This window comes from Nostoc sp. PCC 7524 (assembly GCF_000316645.1).
Lineage (GTDB): Bacteria > Cyanobacteriota > Cyanobacteriia > Cyanobacteriales > Nostocaceae > Trichormus.
Window position 1 is genome coordinate 3,194,861 of sequence record NC_019684.1, and the last position, 17,414, is coordinate 3,212,274.

14 protein-coding genes are annotated in these 17,414 nt (G+C 38.4%); 11 read left to right on the forward strand and 3 right to left on the reverse strand.

Going from position 1 to position 17,414, the window contains the following annotated elements:
• The first annotated feature begins 19 nt into the window (after positions 1 to 19).
• Complete coding sequence (locus NOS7524_RS12760) at positions 20 to 1,102, forward strand: AI-2E family transporter (RefSeq protein ID WP_041555298.1); 1,083 nt, start codon at positions 20 to 22, stop codon at positions 1,100 to 1,102.
• Positions 1,103 to 1,499: 397 nt separating this feature from the next.
• Here NOS7524_RS12760 and NOS7524_RS12765 read toward each other — a convergent pair whose 3' ends face one another.
• Positions 1,500 to 2,699 carry an FAD-dependent oxidoreductase gene (locus tag NOS7524_RS12765; RefSeq protein ID WP_015138898.1) on the reverse strand — a complete coding sequence of 400 codons (1,200 nt, stop codon included), beginning with the start codon at positions 2,697 to 2,699 and terminating at the stop codon, positions 1,500 to 1,502.
• A 510-nt stretch (positions 2,700 to 3,209) separates the two neighbouring features.
• On the opposite strand from NOS7524_RS12765, the gene NOS7524_RS12770 reads away from it, so the two are divergent.
• Entirely contained in the window at positions 3,210 to 3,977 is a 768-nt protein-coding gene (locus NOS7524_RS12770; RefSeq protein ID WP_015138899.1) for a pentapeptide repeat-containing protein, read from the forward strand.
• Between the two features lie 249 nt (positions 3,978 to 4,226).
• Entirely contained in the window at positions 4,227 to 5,693 is a 1,467-nt protein-coding gene (locus tag NOS7524_RS12775) for a pentapeptide repeat-containing protein (protein WP_015138900.1), read from the forward strand.
• Between the two features lie 7 nt (positions 5,694 to 5,700).
• Here NOS7524_RS12775 and NOS7524_RS12780 read toward each other — a convergent pair whose 3' ends face one another.
• Positions 5,701 to 5,976, reverse strand: a complete 276-nt coding sequence (locus NOS7524_RS12780; protein WP_144050864.1) for a hypothetical protein — start codon at positions 5,974 to 5,976, stop codon at positions 5,701 to 5,703.
• Positions 5,977 to 6,599: 623 nt separating this feature from the next.
• On the opposite strand from NOS7524_RS12780, the gene NOS7524_RS12785 reads away from it, so the two are divergent.
• The 4 genes from NOS7524_RS12785 to NOS7524_RS12800 all read left to right on the forward strand — a co-directional run bounded on the left by NOS7524_RS12785 (position 6,600) and on the right by NOS7524_RS12800 (position 11,648).
• Entirely contained in the window at positions 6,600 to 7,172 is a 573-nt protein-coding gene (locus NOS7524_RS12785) for an acetoacetate decarboxylase family protein (RefSeq protein WP_327084610.1), read from the forward strand.
• A gap of 169 nt (positions 7,173 to 7,341) precedes the next feature.
• Positions 7,342 to 8,346, forward strand: coding sequence for a CsgG/HfaB family protein (locus NOS7524_RS12790; RefSeq protein ID WP_015138903.1), 1,005 nt, complete (start codon positions 7,342 to 7,344; stop codon positions 8,344 to 8,346).
• 306 nt (positions 8,347 to 8,652) lie between these two features.
• Positions 8,653 to 9,438: a DUF928 domain-containing protein gene (locus tag NOS7524_RS12795; protein ID WP_015138904.1), complete on the forward strand. Its 786-nt coding sequence runs from the start codon at positions 8,653 to 8,655 to the stop codon at positions 9,436 to 9,438.
• 2 nt (positions 9,439 to 9,440) lie between these two features.
• Positions 9,441 to 11,648, forward strand: coding sequence for a CHASE2 domain-containing protein (locus tag NOS7524_RS12800; protein ID WP_015138905.1), 2,208 nt, complete (start codon positions 9,441 to 9,443; stop codon positions 11,646 to 11,648).
• A gap of 80 nt (positions 11,649 to 11,728) precedes the next feature.
• Here NOS7524_RS12800 and NOS7524_RS12805 read toward each other — a convergent pair whose 3' ends face one another.
• Complete coding sequence (locus tag NOS7524_RS12805; RefSeq protein WP_015138906.1) at positions 11,729 to 12,127, reverse strand: response regulator; 399 nt, start codon at positions 12,125 to 12,127, stop codon at positions 11,729 to 11,731.
• A gap of 285 nt (positions 12,128 to 12,412) precedes the next feature.
• Between NOS7524_RS12805 and NOS7524_RS12810 the strand changes: the two genes are divergently transcribed.
• The 4 genes from NOS7524_RS12810 (at position 12,413) to NOS7524_RS12825 (ending at position 17,393) form a co-directional block, all read left to right on the forward strand.
• Positions 12,413 to 14,809, forward strand: coding sequence for a response regulator (locus NOS7524_RS12810; protein WP_015138907.1), 2,397 nt, complete (start codon positions 12,413 to 12,415; stop codon positions 14,807 to 14,809).
• Positions 14,810 to 14,960: 151 nt separating this feature from the next.
• Positions 14,961 to 16,691 carry a circadian clock protein KaiC gene (gene kaiC / locus NOS7524_RS12815; RefSeq protein WP_015138908.1) on the forward strand — a complete coding sequence of 577 codons (1,731 nt, stop codon included), beginning with the start codon at positions 14,961 to 14,963 and terminating at the stop codon, positions 16,689 to 16,691.
• Between the two features lie 2 nt (positions 16,692 to 16,693).
• Complete coding sequence (locus NOS7524_RS12820) at positions 16,694 to 17,014, forward strand: circadian clock KaiB family protein (RefSeq protein WP_015138909.1); 321 nt, start codon at positions 16,694 to 16,696, stop codon at positions 17,012 to 17,014.
• A gap of 19 nt (positions 17,015 to 17,033) precedes the next feature.
• Positions 17,034 to 17,393 carry a circadian clock KaiB family protein gene (locus tag NOS7524_RS12825; RefSeq protein WP_015138910.1) on the forward strand — a complete coding sequence of 120 codons (360 nt, stop codon included), beginning with the start codon at positions 17,034 to 17,036 and terminating at the stop codon, positions 17,391 to 17,393.
• The last annotated feature ends 21 nt before the right edge of the window (positions 17,394 to 17,414 follow it).

Consider the following 17,414-nt stretch of genomic DNA (forward strand, 5'->3'; position numbering starts at 1 on the left):
GTATTTTGAACTCAATATGATGAATATATCTCTAAAATTATTAATTAAATGCTTAATTGTCACTTTGTTATTTCCTCTAGTATTTCTCAATGGTTGTTTAGTTTTTCGATTTTTTCAATATTTCCAGCCCCTAGTGACAATTTTTATTTTAGCAACTTTACTGGCTTTTATTTTAAACTATCCAGTTTCACTACTCCAACAAAGAGGAATAAAGCGTAACTATGCTATAGCATTAGTATTTTGTGTAACTTTGCTAGTCTTAATCATGGTAGCTATTATATTAGTACCAATAGCATTAGAACAATTTCATGAAGTAGCAAAACTACTTCCTCAGTGGATTGATTCTAGTCAGGAGAAAATTCAAAATTATACTGATGCAGTATTAGGACAAAGATTTCAGGTTAACCTCAGTCAAATAATTACCAGGTTAATTGATAAATTACCAGATGAATTGGAGAATATTTTTGATAATTTATTAAGTATATTTATAGATACAATTGATAGCATTTCGGAAGCACTGGTAACTTTAGTTTTAACTTTTTATATATTATTAGATGGGCAAAGAATTTGGGAAAGTATATTTAAGAAATTCCCGTGGAATTTTGCTCAACAGTTAAGTCAGTCTATTCAGGATAACTTTCAAAATTACTTAATTGGTCAAGCAACTTTAGCTTTACTGATGGGGACTTCCCAAACCCTGATGTTTTTAGTTTTTCGAGTTCAGTTTGGGTTACTTTTTGGTTTAGGTATTGGCATTTCTAGTTTAATTCCCTTTGGGGATGTGGTGAGCTTAATTGTGATCAGTTTAATCATCGCGTCCTATGATTTTTGGTTAGCGGTGAAAGTTTTAGCAGTAGCGGTAATTATTGACCAGTTAATTGACCAAGCGATCGCACCCCGACTTTTTGGTAGTCTGACAGGAGTGAGGCCAGTATGGGTGTTGATTTCCTTACTGGTGGGAACTTACATCGGTGGGTTGATAGGATTGATTATTGCCGTACCTGTGGCGGGTTTAATTAAAGATATTATCGATGGCTGGGAGTCTGTATCTAGCGATGAGCATCAAGCTGTCGTTGCTGAAGCAGCGCCGGAAAAGTTATAGTTGGGGGCTGGGTTAATTGGGTTGACATTTTCTTGATCTACTTACGCGATTGTACTATGTTGCAAAAAAAGAATTAAAATTATGCAATTTTTGCATTTTCTCGGATGCGCTAAAGTCAAACAGATGGCATCCTCTATGAGTAGGAATAGAGTTGATGGCATACATAATCAGTACCCCGGTGGTGATAGCCGGGGGCTTTTTATTTTTTGGTACAAGAGTTGAGAGCCTAGAGCATCGATTCAGTAATGGAAAACCTAACCCCCCAACCCCCTTCCCTACTAGGGAAGGGGGAGCAAAACTCCCCTCTCTTTGCAGGGGAGGGGCTGGGGGAGGGGTTCTTCTAGGAATACTGAATTGGTGTTCTAGATGCTAGAAAGAAGCAGAAGCTAGAAAATGCCTAATCCCCAGTCCCCAATCCTTCATCAAATTTTGCCATGAAGCGGCGGTCAATCCAGTCTTTCCAGTGCCATAGGAGTGGGTGGGGTGGGAGAGTGAAACAGCCTTTGTTAGCGATCGCGCGTCCATCTCCTGTACCTATTAAACTTAAATATTGTTGCTGTGGTCTGTAGGGTTGGAGTGATTTACCGAATAACATCCGCCGCAGGTTTGCAAATAAGGGTTTACCCTGACGCACAGCAAAGACTCCCGCCTTTGGTAGGGGATGTTTCTCCATTGTGGCAATATCACCAGCAGCAAATACTTCTGGGTGGCTGAGAGATTGCAATGTATCTTTGACTAAAATAAAGCCTTGCTCATCCGTTGCTAACCCTGTAGTTTTTAACCATTGGGGTGCTGATGCTTGCGTTACCCAAAAAACTTTGTGGCACTCTATGGTTAACCCAGATTCACACTTCACTTCAAACAATGCTTCATCCTTGGCAGATGGTGCAATTTGAGCAACGGTTTCACCCAAATGTAACTTTACCCCACGTCTAAGCAACACCTGTTGCACCTGATGCTGCACAGATGGATGATGATCAGGCATGAGTTGACTGTGACGCTGGAATAGATGAATTTTTAGATTTGGGAGTGGTTGTTGAGCTTGTTGTAAGATGCGGTGGAGATGAGTTTGCATTGCTAGTGCCAATTCCACACCCCCAGCACCACCACCGACAATGCTGATAATGATTGGTTTTTGGGGATTTTGCGCTACATTTGCTAATAGTTGATACCAATGCTCTAAAAACTGGGCTACTGGTTTAGCTGCGATCGCATATTCTGCGGCACCTGATACAGATATTGTGGCTGGAGTGCTGCCAATATCAATAGAGAGCAAGTCAAAATCTACGGCAGGACGGTTAGCACAAATCACTTTGTGGTTTTTTAAATCCAGGTCAACTACTTTGTCAATATACAATTGCGCTTGAGCAAAATTAGCTAATCTTTCCAAGTCGATATGGCATTCGTCACGGCTGTAAGCGCCTGCAATATGTCCTGGGAGCATTCCAGAATAGGGTGTATCTGAAGCCGGAGTAATTAAAGTTAAACGTACTCCCGGTAGAGGTTTCATCCCAAACATTCTGAGTACAATGGCATGACTGTGACCACCACCTACTAAGACTAAATTTTGTGCGATCGGTTGTAAATTTTGTTGCATCTGTAAATTTCAGCAAATGCTGAGGCTACTTTTGCGCTGAGGAACTTATGCTGAAAAATGATAACTTCTAGGCAGAAATTTCTGGCATGATTATTAAATAATCTCAGGATTTTTTGTCTAAAAATTGGAACTTGATGCAGTCCTATTTGTATTTATTAAACCCTAGTAAGTGTTTATGTTATTCATTAATACTTAGTAATAGCATATCATTTTTGACTCAGATTAGAGAATTCTCACAAACACAAATTAATTAAAACCCTGTATTACTTGCTTATTGAGACATTTCCCATCAATTAAATCATGATATTTGTCACAATTAAAAATTATGTAAATAATTTTACCGAATACCAATACTTTGCATCATAATTACATAAATTTATGTTCAATTATCTTGGAGCAACGAGAGACATTTATCTTTATTGGTAGAAATATACATTATATTTAACAGGTTTCGACCTTGAAAATTTAGAAAAAATACGTAACACTAAATTCCTAAATATCATATTATTTATGTTTACTGAAATCTTTAATTTTTACCAATCAGTTACCAAGGAAATTAAAAATAATCAACATACTCTGACAGATATCTTTCCTAAGAAATATTTTTCGTCTGTCAGCTTAACAAATAATTTTCATTATGTGTTCAAGCAGCAAGTACAATTAGCTATTGAGTATTGGCACAATCAACAACTAGAAAAATGGCTAGAAACTATTTTTTATTTAGAGAAATTAGTTCAAGATTATCCCCAATATCAGGGAAGAATTATTGAGTTTCTCTGTGACTTTGTACGCAACAATGCTCCCTACATTTCTCAAGTAGCAAGCGATAATAGATCCACATTACCAATCCGGACAGAAATTCAAACTGTTTTAACCATAATTGCCAAAACAGACAGACACAAAGACTCAGAAACTGAACAACTAAATTTAAGCCACACAGACATGAGAGGAGCAAATCTCCAAGGAGCAAATCTAGAACTCACAAATCTCTATCATGTCAATCTTGCTGGGGCAAACCTGAGTCAAGCAAATCTATCTGGAGCCATCCTCAGTGCAGCCAACCTTTTAGGGGCAAACCTTTCAGGGGCAAACCTTTCAGGAGCTATCCTCAGTGCCGCTAATTTGAGCAAAGCGAATCTTGCAGGCGCTAATTTACGTAGAGCCAACCTTTATTTAGCTCATCTTCATTGGGCAATTATCGATGATGCTATATTTGATGACGCAAATCTCCGAGAAGCTCAGTTTGTAGTGATAGACACTACAAACAGTAATACATAAAATTTTGATACTATCCAAAATTATAATTTTTAATGGTAATTATTTTTGTTTTTACTATAGGCTATGAACTGTTGACTAACTCAAAGAAAAATTTTTAACTCTTGCGTAAGTCTTGATTAAATTTTCATAAAGTTGAGATGTATTTTATTTAACGGAAGCAATACATAACCGAATTTTTGCCGTAACATATTTGATTTTTCAGTTAAATGCTATATTATCTTTTTCAAGCCCCTAAGTAATATTGCTATTATGTCTGCCAATAAAACAGACACGTTGTGGCGATGGTTAATCACCACAGCAGTCGTGTTTGCTTTTTTTATTACACTGATTTTATTTACATCATCGCATATTGAAAAATTATCATTTCAGCAACAATTGCAATATAGGAATCAAGCATTAACCACTACTGCCATTGTTTTTTTAGGCTTGGGAGTCATGATTAATGCTTATTATGCAGCTAAACGAGTAGATGCAATCTATAAAAGTGCAGTAGCTGCTGAAAAAAATCTAGAAATTAATATTCAGAATGCCAAAGTTACTCAAGATAGATTAGTTTCAGAACGCTTGATGGCAGCAATCACTCAACTGGGGCATGAAAAAGTTGAAACCCGGACAAGTGCCATTTATGTATTAGAAAGAGTTGCTCAAGATTGTCCTCAAGAGCATTGGACAATCATGGAAATTTTGACAGCATTTGTACGAGAAAATGCTGTTGTCAATGAAGCAGCAGAACGCAGGGAAGAAGACTTACAGCCTTACTCTAGCAACCATAAAAACGGGGAGCGGCGAGTACAGCAGTTGGGAATCAATATCTCGGAAGAATCAACAAGAATTCGTCGGGATATTCAAGCAGCTTTAACTGTGATTGGCAGACGTAATTTCCAGCAGGAAGAGGAAAGTAAAACACTAGATTTAAGATACACCGATTTAAGACGAGCAGACTTATTGGGAGCTAATTTACAACGTGCAGATTTGCGCGGTTCTGACTTGCGGGGGGCTGATTTACGTAGCTGTAACTTAAGTGGAGCTAATCTGGAGAGTGTGAAACTGGCTGGTTCTATTCTTTATGAAGCCAACTTGTTGAAAGCCAATCTACAAGGCGCAAATCTCAATGGCACAAACCTTAATCGTGCGGAAATGTCTGGGGCGAATCTACGGGGTGCTTACTTGGTGGGTGCAAGTCTGCGTGCAGCTAACTTACAAGGGGCAAATTTATATAAAGCCAACCTACAACAAGCGACTTTGAAAGTAGCTAATCTTTCAGGTGCAAAGCTATTTCTGGCTAACTTACAGGGGGCAAAATTGGGGAAAGCTAACTTGTATCTTTGTGGTTTAATTGGAGCCGATTTACAGGGAGCAAACCTCAATGGTGCTAATTTGTCTGGAGCCAACCTCAATGCAGCTAAACTCCAACAAACAGAAATATTATTTGCTGATTTCACAGGGGCTAGTTTAACGGAAGCAGACTTGCATAAAGCCAACCTTATGGGAGCAAATCTACAACAGGTAACTCTCTATGAAGCTAATCTTACTCAGGCTAATTTAGTCGGAGCTAACCTGTCTGATGCTAACTTCTGTGATGTGAACCTAGAGGGGGCAATCTTGACAGGTGCGAAAAACTTAGAAGCTCAACAAATTTGTATGGCGGTTGGCGATCGCACGACTCGTCTACCTGATAACATCGAAGTACCAATACATTGGCGACAATCGAGTTGAGTTACCATCAAAACCAGGGACTATGCTCTTTATCCCAACACTGGTTGTTACTCCAATTTCTACCACTGTATTCACACTCAAATTGATTATTAATCCAGGGAATTGATGTAGGGTAGCTAGCTTTATGAGCAGGACTAAAGTAGAAGAATGCAGCTTTAGCTATCACACAGCTAGCAGTCAATAGAGCAGCTGAACAGGTAGTATATACTAACAACTTAGTAACAGCTTCTACATCCATCTTATCATTGTGATTATGTAGGCGATCGCCCATAGACTTTCTCATTGTTGCTGACAGTAGTAGATGACAGTAATCAAACAAGTTAGAAACGGAATTCTCTCTACTGTCTCAAAACTATTGTTTCCAAAAAAATTGAGATTTTCTGTATTTTAAGCTCTAGATAAATCATCTTAATTCCCAAAATATCGTTTATTACTAAAACAGAATTTAAAGTCTAAATAAAATTTTTATACACAAAGTTTTCAGCTAAATTTAAGCAATGAATATGATAAATTGTCCTAAAAAACAGTTCATAATAACAGATTTGTTAACAAACACAACAAATGGTTAATTTTTGCTAATTTTTAGCTGTAATTGACTAGGTTTAACTTGAAAGACTACTTGCTTACAGATTCAGTTTAGTATTTGCACTGCCCAGTATTTTTATTTTTTATGTAAAGAAAACATGATTTTCAGATATATTTGCCCTAAAAATCAGTATTTTTACAGAAATTAGACCCTAGTAGGTGGTTAGGAGCAAGTATCCCCTCAGTAATCATCATGAGGGAGAAAGGGGCTTTTAATTTGATGATTTGCTAAAAAAGAATAAACCTCAAATTACAAAGCTATATATGTCGTATCCGTTAGCACCTTAGACACTGACAGGCTATGCTATTCAAACATTGCATTTGATAAATATTGACCGAGTGCGCTCCTTAATTCCTCCAGAGTTAAAGATTATCACCCTATGGCCTGGTAAAACTATTGGCAGTGTATATCTAGCCTCCTACTGTTCTGGCTCAGTGCTAGAGTACAGTGAGTTGATTGTGGCTCCGGCAGTGGTGGCTTATAGGGGTAAAATCGGTGCTTGGATTTCCCACATTTACGTAGATAATTCTGATTCTATGGCTGGTGGTCGAGAAATTTGGGGATTACCAAAGAAATTAGCAGAATTTCAGGCAGAAAAAAGCAGATATATCACAATCCGTCAGGGAAACCAAACGCTGTGTACACTCAACTACACACCACTCAGTTTCGCTTGGCGACAAAAGTTAAGCATATCTACCTTCAGCACGTTGAATCACAACTTACTGATATTCCTGGCTCAATGTGAATCTTTGTTGGGTTTAGTTACTGCTCATCTAGAAATCCCTGCTGATAGCCCTTTTGCAGAGATAGGCTTAGGTAAACCTATGATCACTGTACGTCATGAGCAAATGAATTTGCAGGTTGAAGCACCAGAGATTGTTATGAGACGGTGACTCAGCACTACTAGACTAATCTACTGGTTTTTACTTAGAGTTTCTATAAATATTTCGTATAATTTCTGTAATTTCAGTTTATTTCTGACAAAGAATGTGATTATGATGACACCAAATCACATTTTTCAATGTATCAAAAATTTAGATAATTAGTAGGCGATCGCGTTTCATGAAAAAACTTGCTCTGTCCATGTTTTGCTCCACACTGTTGGTTAGTATCAGTTTGCATAATCTTCTACCAGCCAGTGCAAATCAACAGATATCATCAGTTAAATTTGCCAACACTTCGACTTTAAACCACAAGGATAATAATAAAGAAAAACCCCGTATTGCCGTCCTTGATTTTGACTATAGCAACGTTGCAGATAATTGGATTTGGTGGTGGACAAGTAGTGCTAAAGGTGTCAGCGATATTTTAGTGAATAAACTATTTGAAAGCGGCAATTTCCGCGTCATTGAACGCAGTAAACTTGATGCGATCCTTGCTGAACAAAATTTAGGTGCTTCAGGTAGACTTGATGCTAGCACCGCAGCCCAAATAGGAAAAATTTTAGGTGTTGATACAGTCCTGATTGGTTCAATTACTGCATTTAATATTGAACGTGGTAGTGGAGGTGTGAGTATACCAGGATTTGGACGTGTAGGAGGTGGACAAACTAGCGCCAATGTTAAATTAAATGTGCGTTTAGTCAATACTTCTACCGCCGAAATTTTGGCAACTGCGGAGGGAAGTGGTCAATCTAGTGATGGCTCAGGCGCTGTTAGTATCCGTGGATATAGTGTAGATACAAGTTCTCGGAAGGAAGCAACATTATTAACTAATGCTACAGTTGGAGCCATCGATCAAGTAGTGCAACAACTTAATAGCAATTCTGCCAAGTTAGCAACAACACTGACAAAAAACCCAACTGTCAGTGCAGTAGTTGCTGATGTTTCTGGAAAAACAATTATTTTAAATAAAGGTACAACTGATGGCTATCGTCAAGGATTGAAACTATCAATTCAAAGAGTAACTAGAGAAGTCAAAGATCCTGTTACGGGTAAAGTCATTCGTCAAATCACTCAAGATGTTGGCACAATTGAAATTACAGAAGCTGATGCCCAATCAAGTGTAGGTAAGATTATTTCTGGTACAGGATTGAAAGTGGGTGATATTGCTAAACCTGTTAAGTGATGAGTTCTGAGTAAAAATACCAGTTCCCAGTAGTAGGGTGCATTATGGCTTCAGCCTAACGCACTACCATATAATACGGTGCGTTAGGCGCTTTGATCATATTTTGAATGACAAATCATCTCAAAAATATGCGACTAACACACCCTACCGTAATTTTATTTTTACTTGATAAATCACCTCTGAATGCTGAGTAATTTTTGATTTACTCAGCACTGTAAAATCTAGGGCTAGTTTTGGGAACAATTGATGTAGTCGGGTGAGTGTTTGCCAAATAATTCCATTAACCCAAGCATTTCTACATCAATTATGAAATGTATTAAACCATCTCTATATTTATCTATTGTCACCTGTTCCCTGCCTGTGTATTTCTACTGCTTCCCTGTTGCTACCCTAGCAACACAAAAAATCCAGTTGCACTCAGAAAACACAAGACAAAATGGGCTAATTAGTCAGACATTTAAGCCGCCAAAACGGGGAAGTCCACCTGTAAGTGCTGGTGGTTCTACCCGTGGTTCTTTTTGCATCAGTGGGAAACAACTCGTTACCCCCCTCATCCCTGCAAATAAATTAGGACTGACGTTTGCTGAACGTCCCAAATTTTTCTGGTATGTACCGCAAACTTCTGTAAAAACGGCTAAGTTTATCTTGTTGGCTGACAAAGACCAAAAGGTATTTTATGAAACTACCTTAACCCTACCTAATCAACCAGGAATTATTAGCCATACTCTCCCAGAGAGTTCACCTGCATTAACAATTGGTAAAACTTACCATTGGTATCTAACTCTGGTTTGTCATCCGCAGGACTTTAGCGCCAATCCTAGGGTTGAGGGATGGGTGGAACGTATTCAGCCGGAATCATCATTATCGGCAAAGTTAGCTTCAGCAGAGGTGCGAAAATTGCCCTATCTCTATGCAGAAGCAGGAATTTGGTATGAAGCGTTAACTGCTGTTGCCCAGCTACGCTACAGTGAACCTAAAAACTTACGTTATGTCTTAAATTGGCGACAATTTTTAAGATCAGTTGGTTTAAATGCGATCGCCTCTCAACCATTGCTTGATTGTTGTCAAGCTGAAAATTCAGCCGCGAAATAATCATGCTAGGGAAAAAACTTAAACCCGTTATTTGGCAATGGCGGGGTGTAATATTTGCAGTACCTAAAATTACAGTTCTGGTCATCATATTACGCTTGACAGGACTGTTACAACTCCTGGAGTTGGCTGCACTAGATCAATTTTTTCTACTGCGTCCACCAGAACCACCAGATAGGCGCATTGTCATCGTTGAAATTAACGAGGCAGATATCCAAAATCTGGGGAAATGGCCGATGTCTGATGAAGTATTGGCTAGTGTTTTGGCGACTATCAAACAACAACAACCAAGGGCAATTGGTTTAGATATTTATCGTGACTTACCTGTAGATCCTGGACATGAAACTCTAGTCAAACTATTTGCCAATACCCCCAATTTAGTTGGTGTGCAGAAAATTTCTAACAGCTTTGATAGTGCGGCTGTAAATCCACCGCCAGCACTCAAAGAACGTCAACAAGTCGGCTCAAATGATTTACCTTTAGATGGGGATGGGAAAATTCGCCGGGGTTTGTTGTATGTCAATTTCAATGAAGAAGATGTTCTAGAAAGTTTTGCTTTAAAATTGGCATTGCTTTATTTAGAAGCTGAAGGTATTACTGCCAAACCATCAGCTAATAATCCTGATTATTTACAACTGAATCGGGGTATCTTCCCAATTTTTACAGCGAATGATGGCGGTTACATTCGTGCTGATGATGGCAGTTATCAAATATTATTAAACTATCGCGGTAGGATGCAGCAGCAATTTTCTAGCATCTCGCTTTCCCAACTGCAAAACAACCAGATACCCCCAGATTTCATGCGGGGTAAGGTAGTATTAATCGGGGCAACTGCGGAGAGTTTAAAGGATTTATTCTACACACCTTATAGTAGTAAAGTATTTGCTGCTCCAGAACGGATGGCGGGGGTAACAATTCACGCTAATTTAATTAGTCAAATTTTGAGTGCGGCTTTAGATAATCGTCCATTAATTAAAAATTTACCTGAACCGATAGAATTACTCTTAATTTTATTTTGCTCAATTATTGGTGCTGCTTTGTGTTGGCAACAACGCCATTATATTAACCAAAAAACATTCTTGGCAGTCAACGTAATCTTTGCAGGTGGCGTTTTAATTGGCAGTAGTTTTGTGGCTTTTCTTGTAGGTTGGTGGCTTCCCGTTGTGCCTTCAGTTTTAGCCTTGGGAGGTTCAGCGATCGCAGTGACACAATACATCGCCCAAAGTGCTGGCGAAATGCGAAAAACCCTAGGACGATACCTCACTGATGAAGTCGTCGCCAATTTATTAGAAACTCCGACTGGTTTAAAGATAGGTGGGGAACGCCGCCAAGTCACATTAATGTTTTCTGATTTACGCGGATTTTCAGCGATTTCAGAACAATTACCTCCTGAACAAGTGGTACAAATTCTTAACCTCTATCTGGGCGCAATGACAGAGGTAATTAACCAATATAAAGGCACAATTAATGAGTTTATTGGTGATGGTATCTTTGTCATGTTCGGTGCGCCCATTAGTCGCCTTGATGATGCAGAACGGGCGATCGCCTGTGCTATTGCTATGCAATTAGCTATGCAGCAGGTAAATCAACAAAATCAGCAAATGAACCTGCCAAAGCTAGAAATGGGGATTGGTATCAATACCGGTGAAGTTGTCGCTGGTAATATTGGTTCACAAAAACGCGCCCAATATACAGTCATCGGCAGTCATGTAAATTTAGCTGCCCGTATCGAAACCTACACCGTAGGAGGACAAATTTTAATTTCCGAAAATACTTACAGAAACGCCAAAACTGAACTCAAAATTACCGGACAATTACAAATCGAACCCAAAGGAATTAAAGAACCCATTACTATTTATGACATTGGTGGTATCGGTGGTGAATATAATCTGCATTTACCAAAAGAAAATGATGTCATGGTGAGTTTGCTATCACCAATCCCTGTAGAATTTACAGTATTACAAGGTAAACAAGCCACAGGGAGATTATTTTCTGGTGAATTGGTGAGTCTTACAGAAAAACAAGCGCAACTCAAATCTGCACATTCTCTAGAACCCCTCAACAACCTCAAACTCAGATTAATTGATGCACCAGACATAGACATTTATGCCAAAGTCATCAAACCAATCGATACAGATTATTTTTTGATTCGATTTACCAACATTCCACCAGAGGCGATCGCAATTATTAATTCACTGGATAAATCTCTATAATGGCGGTTTTATGTGCATTTTTCCTAGTCCCTCATGGTAAAATCCCCAACCAAACCTAAATAAGTATTTCTCCTACACCCTTAGTTCTTGATCATATAGTTCATGTAATTCCAGTTAAGAATTTTGCAAATATCCATAACTAAATCTTCCGGTAGAAAAGGTTTAGTAATTATCCCCTCTATACCTAAATCAAGGAATTCTTGTTGTTCGCAACTTTGAGCTTTAGCTGTCAGTAAAATAGCAGGAATATCACAAGTTGCCGTAATTGCCCGTAGCTGCTTAAAAGTTGTCGGGCCATCCATATAGGGCATCATCACATCTAACAAAATCACATCAGGATGCTGAGATTGGGCAATCTCTATTCCTTCTCTACCAGAAGATGCAGTTAATATCTCCCAATTAGTCGTTGACTCCAAGGAAATTTGAATAATCTCCCTTACCCCATCTTCGTCATCAATTACTAAAATTCTTTTTGTCATCGTTCTTATCCCTGATTAAATAAACTTTTTGGGCAGAAAATATTCAATTTAACTCAAAATATATTCATTATTCTTTATATCTTGGACTAACTGAATCAGAGTCCCAGAGCCTCCCTTGTATTTCTATATCCAAAAGGGTAAATAATAATTGTGAAGTAGTTGTGAATTAGTCAAAATCAAGCAATTTCAGATCAGACAGAGAATCTCTCATGTCTGAAGATGCTTTTAAACTTGATAATAAATGGCAGAATATTAATAAAAACTTATATATATAATTGATTAACCTTGAAAATACTTTTAGTAGAAGACGATACAAGTATTATTGAATTACTGAGGACAAAACTGACAGATCAGCATTATTTAGTAGAAGTATGTACCGACGGTCAAAAAGCTTTAGAGCTAGCTTTGGCGACTGATTACGACTTAATTTTGCTGGATGTAGTATTGCCAAGGGTTGATGGTATAAATATTTGCCAGCAACTACGCGCCCAAGGCTGTCTCACTCCCATCTTGTTATTAACAGCTGAGGATAGTCATACAAAGAAAATTAAGGGATTAGATGCTGGAGCAGATGATTATGTCATCAAGCCTTTTAACTTAGAGGAATTATTAGCTAGAATTAGAGCTTTATTGCGCCGTAGCAGTGAGACAACTACACCGATAATTGAGTTAGGAGCTTTGCGCCTTGATCCTATTAGCTGTCAGATAACTTATCAAGGCAAACTGTTGCGTCTGACTGCTAAAGAATACGCTCTATTGGAATTATTCTTACGCAATCACCAGCGTATATTTAGCCAAAGTTCTCTATTGGATAATTTATGGTCTTTTGATGAAGCTCCCACCGAGAATACTGTCAGAGCGCACATCAAAAGTTTGCGAGCTAAACTGAGGGAGGCTGGTGCTAAGGCTGATGTAATTGCCACTGTATATGGATTTGGATATCGGTTAAACACTCAAGAATTAATCAAATCAGCAGGAGAACAAAAGCTAGCTAGTAAAAAAGCAAGCCAACATCAAGTTTCTTCTTTTATTCAACACTCAGTCCCGATCGCAAATTCTAGAGGTAAACAAAAAATGACCTCTCAATTAGCGGCAATTTGGGAACGAGTTAAGGATAAGTATGCGGCGCGAATGAGTGTGATTGAGCAAGCAGTCACATCTTTGTTAGAAAACGCTTTAACTGAAGATTTGCGACAACAAGCACAACAGCAAGCACATACTTTAGCCGGTTCTTTGGGTAGTTTCGGCTTTGAGAGTGCAACTTGCTTGTGTCGTGACATGGAAAACATCTTGAAATCAGCAGCAAAATTAAATCAAGTACAAGCTAAACAATTGCAAACACTGATTTTGGAGTTGCGCCACGTATTAGAGCAACAACTTATAGAAATTCCGGAACAGCCAGTCATTCAACCCTCTCATTTAAGCCAAGAATACCGATTGCTCATTGTAGATGACGATATTACATTGGCGACACAAGTAGCCACAGCAGCTAAATTGTGGGGAGTTGAGGCTGTAGTTGCTGATTGTATATCTGCGGCTAGGGAAGAAATGACTCGTACTCGGCCAGATGTAGTCTTACTGGATTTGTGCTTTCCGGAATCAGCAGAAGATGGTTTTGCTCTACTAGCAGAATTAACAGCATTGCATCCCCCAATACCAGTATTAGTATTTACATCTCAAGAGAGTTTCGCCCAACGGGTAAGAGTAGCGAGAATGGGAGGCAAAGGTTTTTTACAAAAGCCTGTATTTCCCTCCCAAGTCATGGAAGCGATCGCCTCTGTTTTACAAAAATCTCATCCACCAGAAGGCAGACTCTTAATTGTCGATGACGATCCACAAGTATTAGATATTATCCGCACATTACTAGAACCTTGGGGATTTACATTAACTCTGCTAGACGATCCGCGCCAATTTTGGGACACCTTAGAAAAATCAGTCCCCGATATGCTGATTCTGGATGTGGAAATGCCAAACTTCAGTGGGATTGATTTGTGTCAAGTAGTGCGAAATGAACCCCGTTGGAGCAACTTACCTATATTATGTTTATCTGCACACACAGATGCTCAGACAGTACAACAGGTATTTGCAGTTGGTGCTGATGATTATGTTAATAAACCAATTTTCGGGCCGGAATTAGTCGCTCGTGTTCTCTGTCGGTTAGAACGCAGCCAATTTATTCGCAAATTAGCAAATATTGACCCCTTAACTGGAATTTATAATCGCCGCAAATCATTGCAGGATATCACTCGATTGCTGCATTTAGCAGAACGTCAAGGAAAATCTTTTTATTTTGCAGTTTTGGATTTAGACCACTTTAAACAAATTAACGATCAGTATGGTCATGATATCGGTGATCAAGTTTTAAGTGAATTAGGCAAACTCTTCAAGCAGTCATTTCGTGATGAGGATGTTGTGGCGCGTTGGGGAGGAGAAGAGTTTGTGATTGGACTGTATGGTATTACCTCGAAAAATGCTTTAAAACGACTCAATAATTTATTAGAAACTGTCAGCCAGCTACAATTTAGCGGGATTAATCATCAAACCTTTAGTATTACCTTCAGTGCAGGTATAGCGGAGTATCCCAAAGACGGTCATGATGTGCAAATGCTGTATCGTGCTGCCGATGCTGCATTATATCAAGCGAAAGCAGCAGGACGAAATCAGATCTTTCTCTCACCATAAAATTTGAGATTTGTAAACGTAATGTATTGACTCACAAATTCTTCACAAAGATTGTGTAGCTTAATGCTATAAGAGTAATTTCTGTTTGTAGTAAGGACTTTAGTCCTGAGTATTTATTGTTATTCCTATCCAATAAGTATTTAGGTGAAACATGAATAAAGCAAAAAACGATACACATATAAAAACAACCATGCTCGCCAAATGTCCAACAGGAATTCAAGGATTAGATGAGATTACTTTTGGAGGATTACCGCAAGGAAGACCAGTATTACTGTGTGGTAAAGCAGGGTGCGGTAAAACCCTGATAGCAATGGAGTTTTTAGTGCGGGGTGCGACGGAATTTAACGAACCAGGCGTATTTCTAGCCTTTGAAGAAACTGCCGAAGAATTAGCACAAAATGTTGCCTCTTTAGGGTGGGATTTAGCAGAACTAATCAACGAAAAAAAACTCGCCATTGATCATGTGCGTGTTGAGCGGAGTGAGATTGAGGAAACAGGAGAATACGATTTAGAAGCACTGTTTATTAGATTAGGTTTTGAAATTGATGCGATCGCCGCCAAAAGAGTTGTGATAGATACGCTAGAAGTGTTGTTTGGTGGGTTGGAGAACGCCGCGATCGTGCGATCGGAATTGCGGCGGTTATTTCTCTGGCTGAAATCCAAAGGTGTCACAGCCATAATTACCAGCGAAAGTGGTAAAAATAGCCTCACAAGACACGGTTTAGAAGAATATGTTTCCGATTGTGTAATCCGACTTGATCAGCGTATTACTAATGAACTCTCAACTCGGTGGTTACAAATTATTAAATATCGTGGCTCTAGGCACGGCTCAAACGAATATCCATTTTTAATTAAAGAAAATGGAATCTCGGTTCTTCCCATTACCTCAGTCAGCTTAGATTATCCAGTCACCACCGAATGGATTTCTAGTGGAATCAAACGCCTAGATACCATGTTGGGAGGAAAAGGTTTCTTTCGCGGTAGTAGCATCTTAATTTCTGGTACGGCGGGAACTGGTAAAAGTTCATTGTGCGCTCATTTTGCTGATGCTACTTGTCAAAGAGGAGAAAAATGCTTGTTTTTCGCCTTTGAAGAATCTGCACAACAGATTATTCGCAATATGCGTTCCATCGGTATTAATTTAGAGAATGCTGTTAATCAAGGATTACTCAAATTCCAAAATTTACGCCCGACATTTTACGGCTTAGAAATGCACTTAGTGAATATTCTGAGTACAGTTAATGAATTTCAACCTGATGCAGTTATTTTCGATCCCATATCTAATCTCACTTATGGCAGTAATGATGTTCAGGTTAAATCATTTATGACACGATTGATTGATTATCTCAAAACCAAAAATATTACAACCTTATTTACAAATTTAAACGAAGGTAATAGTGCTTTCGTAGAATATACAGAAATAGGAATTTCTTCATTAGCAGATACTTGGATACTACTACGAACTGTAGAAAGTAATGGCGAGCGCAACCGTTTAATTCATGTACTGAAATCTCGCGGTACATCCCACTCTAATCAAGTGCGGGAATTCCTTTTAACAAACGAAGGAGTGCAATTATTAGATGTTTATCTAGGAGCAGAAGGGGTACTCACAGGTACAGCCAGAATTATCCAAGAAGCTAAAGACAAAGCGGTTGCTTTAGTCCGCCAGAATAAAATTGAGCAAAAACAGCGTGATATAGAACGCAAACGTTTACTCATGGAGGCACAAATTAAAGCTATAGAATCCCAATTTGAAATTGACAAGCAAGAAATTGAAAGACTAATTGCTATCGAAGAAAATCAAGAAAGTTTTTTCATATCAGAAGAACAGAAAAGAGCAAGGTTGCGACAAGCTGACTCTAATTATTCAGGAAATATTTAAGTATGGAATCCATAGATTATCACGAGCAATATAGCGAGACAGAAATAGATATTTGGGAATTACGGTTGTATGTAGCAGGACAAACACCTAAATCTCTAAAAGCTTTTGCTAATCTCAAAAAAATTTGTGAAGAACATCTTGAAGGTAGGTATCGCATTGAAGTAATTGACCTTTTAGAAAATCCTCAATTAGCTAAAGGAGACCAAATTTTAGCCATACCTACTTTAGTCCGAAAACTACCGGAACCTGTCAAGCAAATTATTGGAGATTTATCCAATACACAAAAGGTTTTAGTCGGTCTAGATTTACGTCACGTTATCTAAATGTCAGCCAAGGAGAGCCATGAATACTTCAAACAAAACTAATAATGATTCTGACGAGATAATTATAGAATCCACAGAAGCTTTTGAACAAATGCTAGCAACAAAAGATTTGCAAAAATATGTTTTGCGTTTGTATGTTGCTGGTAATAGTGTCCGTTCCATGCGTGCTATTTCTATTTTGAAAAACATTTGTGAAAAATACTTACCAGGACGCTATGAAATGGAAATTATTGATATATATCAACAACCTGAAGTTTTAGAAAAAGACCATGTATTTGCTGTCCCTACTCTGATCAAGGAACTACCGCCACCTTTACAGAAGTTAATTGGTGATCTGACAAGTATTGATAAAGTGATCATTGCTTTAGATATTGTTTAAAAAATCCTGATGTCCGAATGT